The 15,390-nt window shown below is 75.5% G+C and carries 12 protein-coding genes; 7 read left to right on the plus strand and 5 right to left on the minus strand.

Annotation, left to right across the window (positions count from 1 at the left end):
* Window positions 1-11: 11 nt before the first annotated feature.
* A complete protein-coding gene (locus tag BLS21_RS16605; protein WP_245700484.1) occupies window positions 12-2,471 on the minus strand; it encodes a transglycosylase domain-containing protein in 2,460 nt (819 codons plus the stop codon).
* Between the two features lie 169 nt (window positions 2,472-2,640).
* Window positions 2,641-3,054 carry a DUF5318 family protein gene (locus tag BLS21_RS16610; protein ID WP_217636172.1) on the minus strand — a complete coding sequence of 138 codons (414 nt, stop codon included), beginning with the start codon at window positions 3,052-3,054 and terminating at the stop codon, window positions 2,641-2,643.
* 233 nt (window positions 3,055-3,287) lie between these two features.
* Between BLS21_RS16610 and BLS21_RS16615 the strand changes: the two genes are divergently transcribed.
* The 3 genes from BLS21_RS16615 (at window position 3,288) to BLS21_RS16625 (ending at window position 6,000) form a co-directional block, all read left to right on the plus strand.
* Window positions 3,288-3,914: a PadR family transcriptional regulator gene (locus tag BLS21_RS16615; protein WP_091220941.1), complete on the plus strand. Its 627-nt coding sequence runs from the start codon at window positions 3,288-3,290 to the stop codon at window positions 3,912-3,914.
* Window positions 3,915-4,029: 115 nt separating this feature from the next.
* A complete protein-coding gene (locus tag BLS21_RS16620; RefSeq protein WP_091220944.1) occupies window positions 4,030-5,109 on the plus strand; it encodes an inositol-3-phosphate synthase in 1,080 nt (359 codons plus the stop codon).
* Window positions 5,110-5,241: 132 nt separating this feature from the next.
* Complete coding sequence (locus BLS21_RS16625) at window positions 5,242-6,000, plus strand: hypothetical protein (RefSeq protein WP_091220947.1); 759 nt, start codon at window positions 5,242-5,244, stop codon at window positions 5,998-6,000.
* 215 nt (window positions 6,001-6,215) lie between these two features.
* On the opposite strand, the gene BLS21_RS16630 is transcribed toward BLS21_RS16625, so the two are convergent.
* On the minus strand, window positions 6,216-6,875 hold the full coding sequence (locus BLS21_RS16630; protein WP_245700485.1) for a YqgE/AlgH family protein: 660 nt from the start codon (window positions 6,873-6,875) through the stop codon (window positions 6,216-6,218).
* Window positions 6,876-6,992: 117 nt separating this feature from the next.
* Here BLS21_RS16630 and BLS21_RS16635 point away from each other — a divergent pair, with 117 nt between their 5' ends.
* Complete coding sequence (locus tag BLS21_RS16635; RefSeq protein WP_091220949.1) at window positions 6,993-8,243, plus strand: MFS transporter; 1,251 nt, start codon at window positions 6,993-6,995, stop codon at window positions 8,241-8,243.
* A 12-nt stretch (window positions 8,244-8,255) separates the two neighbouring features.
* Here the strand turns inward: BLS21_RS16635 and BLS21_RS16640 are convergent, their stop codons facing one another.
* Window positions 8,256-8,675, minus strand: a complete 420-nt coding sequence (locus tag BLS21_RS16640) for a hypothetical protein (protein WP_175479602.1) — start codon at window positions 8,673-8,675, stop codon at window positions 8,256-8,258.
* Window positions 8,654-10,078 (minus strand): CCA tRNA nucleotidyltransferase, encoded by a 1,425-nt coding sequence (locus tag BLS21_RS16645; RefSeq protein WP_245700486.1) that lies wholly within the window; start codon window positions 10,076-10,078, stop codon window positions 8,654-8,656. Before BLS21_RS16645 ends, BLS21_RS16640 begins: the two co-directional genes overlap by 22 nt.
* A gap of 266 nt (window positions 10,079-10,344) precedes the next feature.
* On the opposite strand from BLS21_RS16645, the gene BLS21_RS16650 reads away from it, so the two are divergent.
* The 3 genes from BLS21_RS16650 to murJ all read left to right on the plus strand — a co-directional run bounded on the left by BLS21_RS16650 (window position 10,345) and on the right by murJ (window position 15,348).
* Window positions 10,345-10,821 (plus strand): NUDIX hydrolase, encoded by a 477-nt coding sequence (locus BLS21_RS16650; protein WP_091220955.1) that lies wholly within the window; start codon window positions 10,345-10,347, stop codon window positions 10,819-10,821.
* A 70-nt stretch (window positions 10,822-10,891) separates the two neighbouring features.
* Window positions 10,892-13,240, plus strand: coding sequence for a DUF6049 family protein (locus tag BLS21_RS16655; RefSeq protein ID WP_091220958.1), 2,349 nt, complete (start codon window positions 10,892-10,894; stop codon window positions 13,238-13,240).
* Entirely contained in the window at window positions 13,237-15,348 is a 2,112-nt protein-coding gene (gene murJ, locus BLS21_RS16660; RefSeq protein WP_245700487.1) for a murein biosynthesis integral membrane protein MurJ, read from the plus strand. The genes BLS21_RS16655 and murJ overlap by 4 nt, the downstream gene beginning before the upstream one ends.
* Window positions 15,349-15,390 lie beyond the last annotated feature (42 nt).

A 15,390-nucleotide genomic window follows, 5' to 3' on the forward strand; every position in this document is an offset into this window, starting at 1 on the left:
CCCGCCGGGGGTCAGCCGTTCTGCTGACCGTTGCTGCCGTTGGCGGCGCCGGTGCCGTTCGGCGGCTGGACGGGGGTGTTGCCCGGGACGAACGGCGGGGTGAACCCGCCCGTCGACTGCGTCGGCGACTGGGCCGGGGGCTGGGTCGTCGGGGTCGACGGCGTCGTCGGCGTGACCGGGGTCGACGGCGTGGGGGTCGCGGTCGCCGTCTGGGTCGGCTCGGCCTGCTGCGTCGGCGCGGCGGTGACCTGGGTCGGCGCCTGCGTCCGCGTCTCCGTCTGCGGCGCGGGCACGCCGTTGCCGGTGTCGCCGCGGATCAGCGCGCGGTCGGGCAGGTCCTCCTCCGGCGTCCCGTCCAGCACGTCGTCCATGAACTCCTGCCAGATGGCGCCCGGCAGGCCCGAGCCGTAGATGATCCGGCCGTTGACGTCCTCGATCGGCTGGGCGGGCGAGTCGTTGCCCATCCACACCGCGGTGGAGATCGACGGCGTGAAGCCCACCATCCAGGCGTCGGAGTTGTCCTCGCCCTGGCCCTGCGTACCGGTCTTGCTGGCCACCTCGCGGCCACCGTCGAGCGAGCGCCGCGAGTAGGCGGCCACGTCGGTCATCGCGTAGGTGACGTCGTTGACGACGTTCTCCTCGAAGACCTGGTCGCCGGCGTCGCCGTTGTAGTCGAGCAGGACCGCGCCCTCGCTGTCGGTCACCCGGGCGACGAAGTACGGCTCGTGCTCGACGCCGGTGGCCAGGGTGGCGAAGCCGTGCGCCTGGTCGATCGGGCGCATCTCGTACTGGCCGATGCCGATCGAGGCGCCGGTCCCGCCGGTCTGCGGGTCGGCCAGCGTGTTGCTGCCGCCGAGCACCCCGTAGGCCGGCTCGTCCGGCCAGGCCTCCGGCAGGCCGGTGGCCTCGAGGATGTTCTGCCGCACCCGCTCCGCGCCGACCTCGTAGGCCAGCCCGTAGTAGGTGGTGTTGAGCGAGCGGGTCAGCGCCTCCATGAGCGTGCAGGAGCCGCACGAGGCGCCGCCGGAGTTGCGGACCGGCAGGCCCGGGCGGTCCGGGAACTCCTGCGGCGACGAGCCGTCGCGCCGGGCGTTGACGCTGATGCCGTCCTCGAGCGCGGTGGCCAGCACGTAGGGCTTGACCGACGAGCCGGGCTGGCGCAGCGCCTGCGCGTAGTCCACGGCCCCGTCACCGGCGCCGATCGGACCGCCGTAGTAGGCGCGCACGGCGCCGGTGTTCGGGTCGATGGACACCAGCGCCTCGCGGAGGTTGTCCGGCTGGCCGTCCATCACGTCGTCGACGGCGGAGATGGCGGCGTCCTGGTAGCGCTTGTCGACCGTGGTCGTGATCCGCAGGCCCCCGGCCCGGATCTGCTGCTCGTCGTAGCCCTTGGCCTCCAGCTCGGCGATGGCGCGCTGGACGACCAGGCCCTCCGGCCCGTCGGGGATGCCCAGGTTGGAGCCGGTCCGCGGCAGCACCGGCGGGAAGACCGAGGCCTGCCGCTCCTCCTCGGTCAGCCAGCCCTCGTCGACCATCGCGTCGAGCACCAGGCCCCAGCGGTCCATCGAGCCCTCGGGGTTGGACTCAGGGTCGTAGGTGGAGGGGCTGCGGACCAGGACGGCGAGCACCGCGCCCTGCTGGGCGGTGAGCTGGCTGGCCGGCACGCCGAAGTAGGTGTTGGCAGCGGACTCGATGCCGTAGGCACCGCGACCGAAGTAGATGGTGTTGAGGTAGTTCTCGAGGATGTCGTCCTTCGCGTACTCGTTGTCGAGCTTGACGGCGAGGAAGAGCTCCTGGAACTTGCGGCTGAACGTCTGCTCCGAGGTCAGGAAGGCGTTCTTCACGTACTGCTGGGTGATGGTGGAGCCACCCTGCGTCGAGCCGCCGGTGAAGTTGTTCCACGCGGCGCGCACGATGCCGGTGAAGGAGATGCCCGGGTCGGAGTAGAAGTTGCGGTTCTCGGCGGCGAGGATCGCCTCGCGCGCCGGCTCCGAGACCTCGGTCAGGTCGACGTTGGTGCGGTTGCCCCCGTCCACGCCGAGCCGCGCCATCTCGGTGGTGCCGTCGGCGTAGTACACGACCGTCGTCTGCGCGTTCTGCACCGAGCTCGGGTCGGGTACCTCGGTCGTCGCGTAGACGACGCCCACGAAGACGCCGAGCAGCACGAGCATCCCGGCGAACGCGGCGCCGAGGGCCTTCAGCCGGCGATGGCGGCGCTGCTTCTTGGTGCGGACGGCCTTGCCCGCCGGGCGGGTGCCGCCCGTGGTGGCCGCGCCGGTGCGCGACGTCCCGGACGCGGCTGCGCCGCGTGTGGCCGTCGTCCGGCCCCCGCGGCCGGCCGGTGGGCGGCCGCCGCGGCCTGCGGGCGGACGCCCGCCTCCGCCGCCGCCACCGGCGGTGCGGCCGGACGGCGGACGGCGGACCGAGCCGCTGCGCGGCCCGACCGGTGAGGTCTCGTCGTGGGGAGGCACGCAGGGGCCCCTCTCTGGTTCGGGTCTCGGTGGGCGCACAGACGTGACGCGTCCAGCACCCAGGGTGGCGTCTTCAGTACGGCGAGCGAGGACGACCCGCGGCGCAGCGACGCCCTGGTGTATCAACGACCACGCGGGGCACCCCGTGTTCCCCGTGTGACGCGTACTACTACTCGGTGGCCGCCCGCCGGCGCGTGCGCCGCGGCTGGCGACCCGGGTCCGGCTCGGCCCCGAGGACGTACGAGCAGTCCAGGTGGTTCCACCCGCAGCCGCGGCACACCTGGACGGCGTAGACGGAGAACTCCTCCTGTGCCGCGTCCATCCGGGCGAGCTCGGCCTGCGTCTTCGCCTGGCCGGCCGTGGGACCGAGGTGCTCACCGTAGACGTAGCTCACCAGCGTGAGCTCCACCTTGCGGCAGACCGGGCACACGACGTCGGTCGCCTCGCCGTGGTACTTCGCCGCCCGGGTGAGGTACGGACTGGCGTCGCAGACCTCGAACAGCCCCGTGCGACCGGCGTACACGTCGGCGAGGACGGCTCGCCGCTGCAGCGCGTAGTCCACGACGGATCGACGTCCGGGCACGGCGCCAATGTACGCACCGGCGGGGACACCGGAAGCCCTCCGCCGACATCGACTCCGCCCTCCGGCCCCGTCCCGGGGCTCGCGCGGCCCCGTCCGGAGCACCGCCCCGAGCCTGGTGACCGGATGGAACGGCCCGCTGCAGGGTCCCGGGGCGAGCGGAGCGAGGCACGGGGCAGCGGGGTCCTTGATGTATCGTCCCGATACATCGATCCGCAGGACGGCGAGGAGGGGACGTGCTCGAGTTCGCCATCCTCGGCCTGCTGCACCAGTCGCCGATGCACGGCTACGAGCTGCGCAAACAGCTCGCCCAGGTCCTCGGCGGTCTGCGCAGCATCTCCTACGGGTCGCTGTACCCCGCGCTCAAGCGGCTGCACGCGGCCGGCTACGTCACCACCGACGAGCCGGACCCGCGAGCCCTCCTGCCGGCGGACGCCCCCCCGCTCACCGGCCGGCGGGGCAAGGTGGTCTACACGATCACCGCCGAGGGCAAGGAGCGCTTCCACGAGCTGGTGAGCCAGGCCGGCCCGGAGGCGTACGACGACGGCGGGCTCTTCGGCGTCCGCCTCGCGTTCTTCCGGCACACCGCCGCCGACGTGCGGCTGCGGATCCTCGAGGGCCGCCGCCGCACCGTCGAGCGGCAGCGCGAGGGGCTGCGGGCCTCGCTGAGCCGGACCCGCGAGCGGCTGGACCGCTACACCCTCGAGCTGCAGCGGCACGGCCTGGACTCGGTCGACCGCGAGGTCCGCTGGCTGGCCGAGCTCATCGACCGCGAGCTGGACGAGAGCCAGCGGCGCCGAGCCGACGGCGCCGACCCCGGGGACCCCCTGGCCCCTCCGGGCGAGACGCCGCCGCAGCCCTGAGCGGTCCGTCCCCGACAGACCCGGCGGGAGAGCTCCGCGCCCGCCGCCCCGAGCAGGACCGTCCGCGGTCCGCGTTCACCGACCGCACCCGGTCTGCGAAGAAGAAGGAGAACCCATGGGATCCGTCAAGGTCGCCATCGTCGGCGTCGGCAACTGCGCCGCCTCGCTCGTGCAGGGTGTCCACTACTACCGCGACGCCGACGAGACGACGTCGGTGCCGGGCCTGATGCACGTCCGCTTCGGCGAGTACCACGTCGGCGACGTGGAGTTCGTCGCGGCGTTCGACGTCGACGCCAAGAAGGTCGGCCGTGACCTCTCCGAGGCCATCGTCGCCAGCGAGAACAACACCATCACGATCTGCGACGTCCCGCCGCTTGGCGTGACCGTGCAGCGCGGCACCACCCTCGACGGCCTCGGCAAGTACTACCGGGCGACGATCGAGGAGTCCGACGAGGAGCCCGTGGACGTCGTCGCGGCGCTGCGCGCGTCCGGCGCCGACGTGCTGGTCTGCTACCTGCCCGTCGGGTCGCAGCAGGCCGCCGAGTTCTACGCGCAGTGCGCCCTGGACGCCGGCGTGGCCTTCGTCAACGCGCTGCCGGTCTTCATCGCCGGCACCCAGGAGTGGGCCGACAGGTTCACCGCGGCCGGGGTGCCGATCATCGGCGACGACATCAAGTCGCAGGTGGGCGCCACCATCACCCACCGCGTGCTGGCCAAGCTCTTCGAGGACCGCGGCGTGCAGCTCGACCGCACCATGCAGCTCAACGTCGGCGGCAACATGGACTTCAAGAACATGCTCGAGCGCGAGCGCCTGGAGTCCAAGAAGATCTCCAAGACGCAGGCCGTCACCAGCCAGGTCGACCGGGACATGGGCACCGACAACGTGCACATCGGCCCGTCGGACCACGTGCCGTGGCTGTCGGACCGCAAGTGGGCCTACGTGCGCCTCGAGGGCCGCGCGTTCGGCGACGTCCCGCTGAACCTGGAGTACAAGCTCGAGGTCTGGGACTCCCCGAACTCGGCCGGGATCATCATCGACGCCGTCCGCGCCGCGAAGATCGCCAAGGACCGCGGGATCGGCGGCCCGATCCTCTCCGCGTCGTCCTACTTCATGAAGAGCCCGCCGGTGCAGTACAGCGACAGCGAGGCCCGCGACGCCGTCGAGGCGTTCATCCGGGGCGACGTGGAGCGGTGACGGCCGCCCTGCAGGGGGGCCAGCCGGCCCCTCTGCAGGGTCCCGCCACGAGCCTGCGAGTGGCGGGGGCAGAGGGGTCCTCCTGCGCGTGGGACGGCGTCGGTGACCTGCCCGGATGCCTACGCTGACCGCATGCCCCCGCACCGCCGTCCGCTGCTCCCGGCGCTGGGGCTGACGGTGGCGCTGCTGGCCGGCTGCGCCGGCGCGGACGAGCGGGCGGAGGGCTCGCCGGTCACCGAGGAGGAGGCCGGCGTCCTCGCCGGGCTGCTGGCCGAGAACCACGACCACGGCGGCGCGGACTTCGTGGTCACCGCCCCGTACGGCGAGGACACCGTACTCACCCTCACCGGGGAGGTGGACCTCGCCGGCGGTGCCGGGCGCGCGCAGGCGGTCACGTCGTACGGCGACGGCCGCGCCGACGACACCCGCACGCTCTTCTTCACCGACGAGGAGCTGTGGTTCGGCGAGGTGCCGGGCCTGGCCGCCGCGCTGGCCGAGGAGGGGCTGCCGGAGGCCTCCTACGTGCGCCGTCCCGTGACGCTGGGGGAGCAGGCACCGCTGGTCGACGTGCTCACCCGGGTGGTGCTCAACCTCTCCGCCGAGGAGCCGGACGACGCCGGCGACTTCCGCGGCGGGGGCTACACCTGGGAGGGCGACCGCTCGATCGACGGCGAGCTGACCCAGCTCTACGCCTCGGACGCCGGCTGGTCGGTCGCGGTCGACCGCTCCACCGACCTGCTGGTGCAGTACCGCACCCCGCTGCCGGGCCAGGAGTTCGAGGTCACCGTGACGCTGTCGGACCACGGCCCGCGGGAGATCACGCTGCCGGCCGAGGAGGAGTCCGTGGACGGCGCGGCGCACCCCGAGGTGGCGGCGACCGTCGGGCTGTAGGAGGACCACCCTTCCCCCACGCCTGGAGGCCCCCTCCCGGGGCCCGCCGCGAGCGTGCGAGCGGTGGGGAGGAGGGGTCCTTCTGCTGGAGGGTGGCCGTTCCAGCACCTCACCGGGCCCGGACATGGGGGAGGGGGCGGCCTCTTCCCCAGACCGCCCCCTCCGACGACGTTCCTATCAGATGCCGGGCGTCCGCGCACCCGGTGACGCGCGGATCAGTTCACGGTCGGGTCGGCCGGCGCCGTCGACAGCACCGCCAGGCGCCCGGTCTGGCGTCCCATCACCCGGCGCCACAGCTCCGGGCCGGCCAGCTCGCTGAGCACGTCGTCCGGGCGGCCCGGCACGCAGGCCCAGGCGCCCTCGGCGACCTCCACGGCCAGCTGGCCCGGCGACCATCCCGCGTAGCCGGCGAACACCCTCAGGCCCCGCACCCGGCCGACCAGCTCGTCGGGGTCGGCGTCCAGGTCGACCAGGTGGACGTCGTCGGCGACCTGCCGCAGGCCGCAGTCCTCACCGGGAGTGCGGCAGACCGCCAGGCACAGCGCGGTGTCGGTCTCGCAGGGGCCGCCCACGTGGAACACGCCGGGGTCGACGGCGAGGTCGCACCAGCCGGGCAGCACGTCGCGGATCTCCACCTGGCTCGGCCGGCCCAGCACCACGCCGAGCGTGCCGCTGTCGTTGTGGTCGAGCACGAAGACGACCGTGCCCGCGAAGGTGGGGTCGGTCAGGCTCGGCATCGCCACCAGCAGCGACCCGGGCCGGACGTCGTCCAGGGTGCCCGTCGAGAGCGCGGGGACCGCGTCCGGACGGCGTCGGCCCGTCGCGGGCCGGGCCGGCGGCCCCGACTCGGGATCGGGCGAGGACGGGGGAGTCATCGCTCCCAGTGTGCCCCACCTCCGGGCGGTGCGGCGGGAGTGGTCGCGCCCGCGACGGGTGCCGCTGCGGCCCGTCGTCGACCCTGTGGGGAGGGGTGGCCACCGTAGGGTGACCGGGTGCGGCAGGCGGGGACGACCGTGCGCTCGCTGCTGGCCGGCCGCGGCTTCCGCCGGCTGCTGGCCACCCGGCTCTCGGCCCAGTTCGGGGACGGCGTGCTGCAGGCCGCCCTCGCCGGGACGGTGCTGTTCAACCCGCAGCGTGCCGCCGACCCGGTGGCGGTCGCCGCCGGGTTCGCCGTCCTGCTGCTGCCGTACTCGCTGGTGGGCCCGTTCGCCGGCGTCTGGCTGGACCGGTGGCGCCGCCGGCAGGTGCTGGTGCACGCCGACCTGCTGCGGACCGGGCTGGTCGGCGTCCTGGCGCTGCTCGTGGCCGGCGGGTCCGGCGGCCTGCCGCTCCTGCTCGCCGGGCTGGTGCTGTTCTCGGTCGCCCGCTTCGTGCTGTCGGCCCTGTCGGCGGCGCTGCCGCACACCACCCCCCACCTGGTGCCGGCCAACGCGCTGTCGACGACGTCCGGCGCGGTGGCCACGGTGGTGGGTGGAGCGGCCGCGGTCGCGGTGCAGCAGGCCGCCGGCATCGCGGGGGACGCCGGGTACGCCCTGCTGACCCTCGGCGCGGCCGGCCCCTACCTGCTCGCCGCGGCGCTCGCCGCGGGCTTCCCGCCGGGCGCGCTCGGGCCGGACGGGAGCGCGACGACGTCGTCGGCCCGCCAGGTGGTCGCCGGCCTCGTGGCCGGCGTGCGGCACGTGCGGGCCCGCCCCCCGGCGGGTACCGCGCTGGCCGTCATCACCGTGCACCGGCTCTGCTTCGGGGTGCTGACCCTCGCGACGCTGCTGTTCTCCCGCGCCGCCGCACCGGCCGGCGCGGGCCTGGTCGGCGTCGGGGCGGTGGTCGCCGCGGGCGCGGTCGGCACGCTGCTGGCGGCCGTGGCGACACCCGGGGCGGTGCGCCGTCTCGGGACGGCGCGGTGGGTGACCCTGCTGCTGGCGCTCGGCGGCGTCCTGCTGACGGCGCTGGGCGTGCCCTTCCTGCCGGTGACCGTGGTGCTGGCCGGCGCGGTGCTCGGCTTCCTCGGTCAGGGCGTCAAGATCTGCGTGGACGCCACCCTGCAGCGGGCGGTGGACGACGACGTCCGCGGCCGGGTGTTCTCGGTCTACGACATGCTCGTCAACGTCAGCTACGTCCTCGCCCTGCTCGTGGCGGCGTACCTGCTGCCGGCGGACGGCGTCTCGCCGCCCGCCGTGGTCGCCGTCGGCGCGGCCTACGTGCTCACCGCCCTGCACGTCGCCCGCTCCCCGCTGGCGCGCTGACCGGCCGGGTCGTCAGAGCTGCGGGACGCAGGGGCCCTGGCCGAGGCGGGACAGGCCCGTGAGGTCCCCGGTGGCGTAGTCGGTGACGCCGCGCACGGTCTCGGGGTGGAGCAGCTGCGACTCGTCGTCCACGTGGTCCAGGCCGACCAGGTGGGCCAGCTCGTGCAGCACGACCCCCGACGCCGTCGGGGGGCTGTCCGCCGCGATCCCGGGGAACTGGCCGGCGTGGAGGGAGACGGTGCCGGTGACGTGGACCCGCGGGCCGTCCCCGAGCGACACGGCCAGGCTGCCGGCCTCGCCGACGGTGTCGCCGGCCAGCGCGGGGTTCTCCCCCTGGGTCTGCCAGGCGACGAGGACCGGTGCCCAGCGGTCGCCGTAGCGGTCGGGCCGGGGGCTCCGGCTGCAGCGGATCAGCCGTTGCGGGCGGCCCACCAGGCGCGCAGCTCGGCCTCGGCCTCGCCGGGGTCCAGCGGGCCGCGCTCGAGCCGCAGGTCCTTGAGGTACTTCCAGGCCTCGCCGACCTCGCGGCCGGGCGGGATGCCGAGGATCGCCATGATCGCGTTGCCGTCGAGGTCCGGGCGCACCCGCGCGAGGTCCTCGGCCGCCGAGAGCTCGCCGATCCGCCGCTCCAGCGAGTCGTACGTGGCCCACAACGCCGCGGCCCGCCGCTTGTTGCGGGTCGTGCAGTCCGAACGCACCAGCTTGTGCAGCCGGGGCAGCAGGTCGCCGGCATCGGTGACGTACCGGCGGACGGCGGAGTCGGTCCACTCGCCGCGGCCGTAACCGTGGAAGCGCAGGTGCAGGAAGGTCAGCCGGGCGACCGCCTCCACGACCTCCTTGGAGTAGCGCAGCGCCTGCAGCCGTCTGCGGACCAGCTTCGCGCCGACGACCTCGTGGTGGTGGAAGGAGACCCGCCCGCGCGGCTCGTGCCGGCGGGTGGCCGGCTTGCCGATGTCGTGCAGCAGCGCCGCCAGCCGCAGCACCAGGTCCGGCGACCCGGCCTGCGGATCCGCCTTCTCCAGCGCGATCGCCTGGTCCAGCACCGTCAGCGAGTGGGTGTAGACGTCCTTGTGCTGGTGGTGCTCGTCGATCTCCATGCGCAGCGCCGAGAGCTCGGGCAGGACGACGTCGGCCAGGCCGGTGGCGACGAACAGCTCCAGCGCCGCCCGCGGCGCGTCCTGCAGCAGCGTCTTCGACAGCTCCACCTGCACCCGCTCGGGGGTGATCCGCGCCAGCTCGTCGGACATCGCCGTCATCGCCTCGACCACCTCGCCGACCGGTGTCAGGTCCAGCTGGGCGACGAAGCGGACCGCGCGCAGCATCCGCAGCGGGTCGTCGGCGAAGGAGTCGGCGGCGGCGGCGGGGGTCCGCAGCCGCTTGGCCAGCAGGTCGCCGAGCCCGCCGTAGGGGTCGGTCACCGTGCGGTCGGGGCCGAGCGAGACCGCCATCGCGTTGACGGTGAAGTCGCGGCGGGCGAGGTCGTCGACGAGGGAGTCACCCCACGCCACCTCGGGGTTGCGCGACTCCCGGTCGTAGCGGTCGGCGCGGAAGGTGGTGATCTCCAGCCGGACGCCGTCCACCTCGGCACCCACCGTGCCGAAGGCGATGCCGGTGTTCCACGTGGAACTGGCGAACCCGCGGAGCAGCCGCAGCACCTGCTCGGGCCGCGCGTCGGTGGTGACGTCGAGGTCCCCGGGCACGCGCGGCTCCCCGGACCCAGCGGCGATCAGCGCGTCGCGGACCGACCCACCGACGAGGTGCACCTCGAAGCCGGCGTCGGTGAAGCGCTGCCCCAGCCTGGTCAGGACGGGGGAGAGGTCGACGAGCTCGCGCACGGCCTCCTGGACGGCGGGCGGCACGGGCACGGCAGCTGCCGTCGTCGGACTGTTCACACTGGTCCGACTCCGCGCCCCGGTCCGCTCCTCGCTCGCTGGCGCTCGCTGCGATGCTCCCGGGGCTGTCGTCGGACGGGGAGGCTCACCGGACACGACGATCCAGGGTAGTGCCGCGCCGAATAGACTCCCGTCCGGCTCCGCGCTCCGGTCCGTTCCTCGCTGCGATGCTCCCGGAGCTGTCGCCGGACGCGCGCTACCCTCCTGGCATGGCTGGGACGGGCGGGCGAGGGCGCCCGGGCCGCCGGTTGCGGCGGGTCGACGAGACCTCCGCCGGGGGCCTGGTGGTGGCTGACGACCCCATCACGGGGCCGCGCGCCGCCCTCATCGGCCGCACCGACCGCCGCGGCCGGCTGCTCTGGTCGCTGCCCAAGGGTCACATCGAGGAGGGCGAGACCCCGGAGGACACCGCCGTCCGGGAGGTCGCCGAGGAGACCGGGATCATCGGCGAGGTCGTCGCCCCCCTCGGCATCATCGACTTCTGGTTCGTCGCCGACGGCCGCCGGGTGCACAAGACCGTGCACCACTTCCTGCTGCGCGCCATCGGGGGAGCCCTGTCCGATGCCGACATCGAGGTGACCGAGGTCGCCTGGGTGCCCCTCGACGAGCTCGGCGCCCGGCTCGCCTACGCCGACGAGCGAGCGCTGGTGGAGCGGGCGCCCGCCCTCCTCGCCGACAGCGCGTGAGCGAGCTGGCGAGCTCACCGGCAGACACAGCGGGCGGCCCCGTGGCGACGAGCGCCGGCGAGGAGCTGTCGTGAGGCGGCGGTCGGTCGCCGGCCGGTCCGCCGCGCGGGGTCACCGCCGCACCACCCGGGGGACGACGGTCGTCGTCGCGCTCGCCGGGGTGCTCAGCGCCCCGCTCGTCGCGCTCACCCCGGTCGCGGCCGCCGCTCCCGGGGACCCCGCCGCCACCGAGGCGCCCGCCGACGACCGCCCGGTCACCGTCCGGCTCACCCGCCTGGACCCCCGCACGCTGCTGCCGGGCGCGACGGTCACCGTCGAGGGCGAGCTGACCAACAGCGGCACCGAGACGCTCACCGACCTCGACGTGCGGCTGCAGCGCGGTGAGCCGCTGGACTCCCGCGCCGAGCTGCACGCCGTCGACGGCGACCCCGACCTGACGGCCGCCGCCGCCACGCCGTTCCAGGACGTGGCCGGCGAGCTGCGCCCGGGGGACTCGGTCACCTTCACCCTCACCACGACCACCGACGCGCTGGCGATCGACCGCGACGGCGTCTACCCGGTGCTGCTCAACCTCAACGGCGTCGGTGCCGACGGGGAGCGTCGGCGCGTCGGCGAGCTGAGCACCTACCTGGTGCAGCCGTCGGTGGTGCCGGCGACGCCGACCAGCGTCGCCTGGCTGTGGCCGCTGGTCGAGCGCACCCACCGCGACGCCTCCGGCGCGTTCCTCGACAACGGGCTGACCGCCGAGGTCGCGGCCGGTGGCCGGTTGGACCGCGCGCTGGCCACGGTGGAGCGGCTGCCCGAGACCGTCCCGCCCGAGGGCGGCGATCCGGCGCCGGTGGTCCGGGTGACCCTGGCGGTCGACCCGGCGCTGGTCGAGGAGCTGCAGGTCATGGCCGACGGCCCCTACGCCGTCGCCGGGGACGAGGACGCCGGGTCGGGCAGCGACGAGGCCGCCGCCTGGCTGCAGCGGCTGCGCGCCGTCGCCGCCGACCACCCGGTGGTCGCGCTGCCCTACGGCGACGTCGACGCCGACTCCCTGACCGGCGCGGGCCTGGCCCCGGTGGTGACGCGCAGCCTGGCGGGCAGCACCGAGGGGACGGCGCAGGACGACCCCGACGCCCCCGCCGCCCCACCGACCGGCGCACCGGCCGACGTCGAGGCCGACGGCACCGCCGGCGCGGACATCCTGCGCGAGGTCCTGGGCGTCGACGCGCGCACCGACCTGGCCTGGGCGGTGGGCGGCGCGCTGCGCCCCGAGACGCTCGGCGTGCTGCGGGACGGCGGCGTCGAGGAGGTCGTGCTCGCTCCCGGCGGGCTCACCGACGGCGCGGCCGCGCTCGGCCTCGAGGGCCCCGCCGCGGCCCGGACGACGGTGCCCACCGAGGGCGGCGAGGTCCCGGCCCTGGTCGCCGACCCCGCGCTCGGCGACCTCGCCGGTGGCGCGGCGCGGGCCCCCGGGGGCAGCCGGGCCGCCGAGCAGCGCTCGATCGCCGAGCTCGCGCTGCTCGGCCTGCAGCCCGGCGGCGCGAGCGCGCAGCAGAGCGTGCTGGTGGCCCCACCGCGGGAGGTCGACGCCGACCCCGCCGGCGTGAGCGCCATGATGGCCGCCTCCGCGCGGTCCCCCTGGCTGCGGCCGGCCACCGTGGCCGAGCTCGGCGACGGTCCCACCACCGACACCGGCGAGCTGGTGACCCCCGCGGACGTGGGCGGACTCGAGGCCGCGGGGCTGACCGACGTCGCCGCCGCGGTCTCGATCCGCGACCAGCTGGCCAGCGCCGTCGCCGGCGACCCGGACGCGGCGCTGGCGCGCTGGGACGCAGCGACCGCCCGCACCACCTCGGCCGCGTGGCGCGACGACCCCGCCGGCTTCACCACGGCCGCCGCGGACCTGCGGACGACGGTGGACCGGCTGACCGATCGGGTCACCCTGCTCTCCCCGGCCGACGGCACCTACAGCCTCGCCTCCAGCGACGCCCCGCTGGTGCTCACCGTGAGCAACGACCTGCCCTTCGCCCTGCGCGTCCAGCTGCGGGTGCAGACCCGCGGCAACGCGCTCTCGGTGGGCGATCTCGGCGACCAGGTGCTCGGCCCCGAGCGGCGGACGACGTTGCAGGTGCCGACCCAGGTGCGCCAGTCCGGTCGCTTCGGCGTCGCGGCCACGCTCACCACCCCGGACGGCGCGCCGCTGGGCGACCCGGTGCGGCTGCAGGTGCAGAGCACCGCGTACGGGTCGATCTCGGTCGTCGTCACCATCGGCGCGGCGGTGCTGCTCGGGCTGCTCTTCCTGCGCCGGCTCGTGCGCTACCTGCTGCGCCGTCGCCGCGGCACCCCCGGCGACGAGGACGGCGACCTGCCCGGCGGCCCGGCGCCCGAGGGCGCGGCCGTCCCCCTGCCGCCCACGCGGAGCCCGGTGTGAGCGAGCGGACGAGCTCGCACGACGAGCACAGCAGCCCCGCGAACGCGGCCGCCGAGCACCAGCGGGGCGGACTCGTGAGCGAGCCACGAGTGCGCGAGCAGCAGCGCCGACCGCTGCCCCCCGTGCCGCCGCCCCCCGCGGCGCCGCGCCGGCCCGCTCCCGAGCGCCCCGCGGCGCCGGAGGGCGGCACGCGGCGCGAGCCGCCGCCCGCCGAACGCGCCCGTCGGGAGCCGCCGCCGGTCCGCGGTCCGGGGACACCGCCGGCCCGGCCGCTGCCCCCGCCGCCGTACCCCCAGGCCCCGCCCGGCGGTCGGTCGCTGCCGCCGGTCCCGCCGCCGGCGCCCCGCGTCCGCGACCTGCCGCCCGTGCCGCCGCCGCGCCGCGCCTCGCGGTGGGTGCCCGGGCCCGACGACACCCAGCTCATCCCGGTGCTGCCCGCGGTACCGCGCCGGGTCGACGAGACCGACGAGGAGGTCGAGGCCCGCGAGGGCCGGCCCGGCGCCAGTCGCGGGATCCTGCGCGCCGCCGGGACCATGGCGGTGGCCACGCTGGTCTCCCGCATCACCGGGCTGCTGCGCACGATGGTGCTCACCGCCGCCCTGGGCGTCGGCCTGGTCGGCGACGCCTACAACACCTCGAACACGCTGCCCAACATCGTCTACGAGCTGCTGCTCGGCGGGGTGCTGACCTCGGTCGTCGTCCCGCTGCTCGTGCGCGCCCAGGAGCGCGACGACGACGGCGGCGCGGCCTACGCCCAGCGGCTGGCCACGGTCGCCACCGTCGGGCTGGTCGTGGTCACCGGCCTGGCGATCCTGGCCGCACCCCTGCTGACCTCGCTGTACGGCCTGGACGAGGACCCCGACCAGTACCGGCTGGCGACCTGGCTGGCCCGCATCCTGCTGGTCGAGATCGTCTTCTACGGCCTCGGCGCCCTGGCGCAGGCGATCCTCAACTCGCGCGGGGTCTTCGGCCCGCCGGCCTGGGCCCCGGTGCTCAACAACGTCGTCGTCATCACCACCGGCCTGCTGTTCCTCGCCGCCACCGGCCCCGGAGAACTCACGCCGGTGACCATCACCGACGGCCAGGTGTGGTTGCTGGGCGTCGGCACCACGCTGGGCATCGCCGTGCAGGCGCTGGTGCTGCTGCCGCTGCTGCGCCGGGCCGGCGTCCCGCTGCGTCCCCGCTGGGGGCTCCGCGACACCGGCCTGGGCGAGGCGGCCAGGCTCGGCCTCTGGGTGATCGGCTACGTGGCGGTCAGCCAGATCGGCGTCGTCGTGGCCACCCGCATCGCCAACGCCGCCGGGCGCGCCGGCGGGCTGGGCTCGATCGGCTTCGCCAACGCCAGCCTGCTGTTCCAGATGCCCTACGGGATCATCGGTGTCGCGTTGCTGACCGCGCTGGTGCCGCGCTTGAGCCGGGCCGCCGCGCGCACCGACGTCCCGGGTGTGGTCCGCGACCTCTCCCTCGGGACCCGGCTGTCGGCCCTCGGCCTGCTGCCGGTCAGCGCCGCGCTGACCGTGCTCGGCCCCGCGCTGGCCGTCGTCGTCTTCGCCCGCGGCAACACCGGCGCCGACGAGGCCCGCGCCATCGGCGTCGCGCTCGCCGTGGGCGCCTTCGGGCTGCTGCCCATGGCGGTCACCCTGCTGCAGCTGCGGGTCTTCTACGCCATGAAGGACTCGCGCACCCCCACGCTGGTCCAGGTGGGGATGGTCGCCGTCCGGGTGCCGCTGCTGCTGCTCGTGCCGGTCGTCGTCCCCCCGGGGCGGGTGGTGGCCGGGCTGATGCTGGTCACCAGTCTCACGTACGTGGCCGGCTGGGTGATCGGGCACGTCCTGCTGCGCCGGCGGCTCGGGACGCTGGAGAACCGCGCCACGCTGGGCCCGGTGCTGCGCACCGCCGCGGTCGCGGTCGTCGCCGGCCTGCTGGGGTGGCTGGCGGTGTCCCTGGCCGGCGGTGCCCTGGGCCCGTCGGTGGCAGGGTCGCTCGGCACCGTGCTGCTGGGTACCGTGGTCATCGGCGTCGCGACCCTCGGAGGGCTCGTGCTCGCCCGCGTCCCCGAGGTCCAGGAGCCCCTGGCGGCCGTCCGGGCCAAGCTGGGGCGCAGGTGAGCGGCGTGACGCCGCCGCCGGGGCAACCCAGCCGCCGGCACG

Source organism: Geodermatophilus siccatus, from assembly GCF_900103785.1.
Classification (GTDB): domain Bacteria; phylum Actinomycetota; class Actinomycetes; order Mycobacteriales; family Geodermatophilaceae; genus Geodermatophilus; species Geodermatophilus siccatus.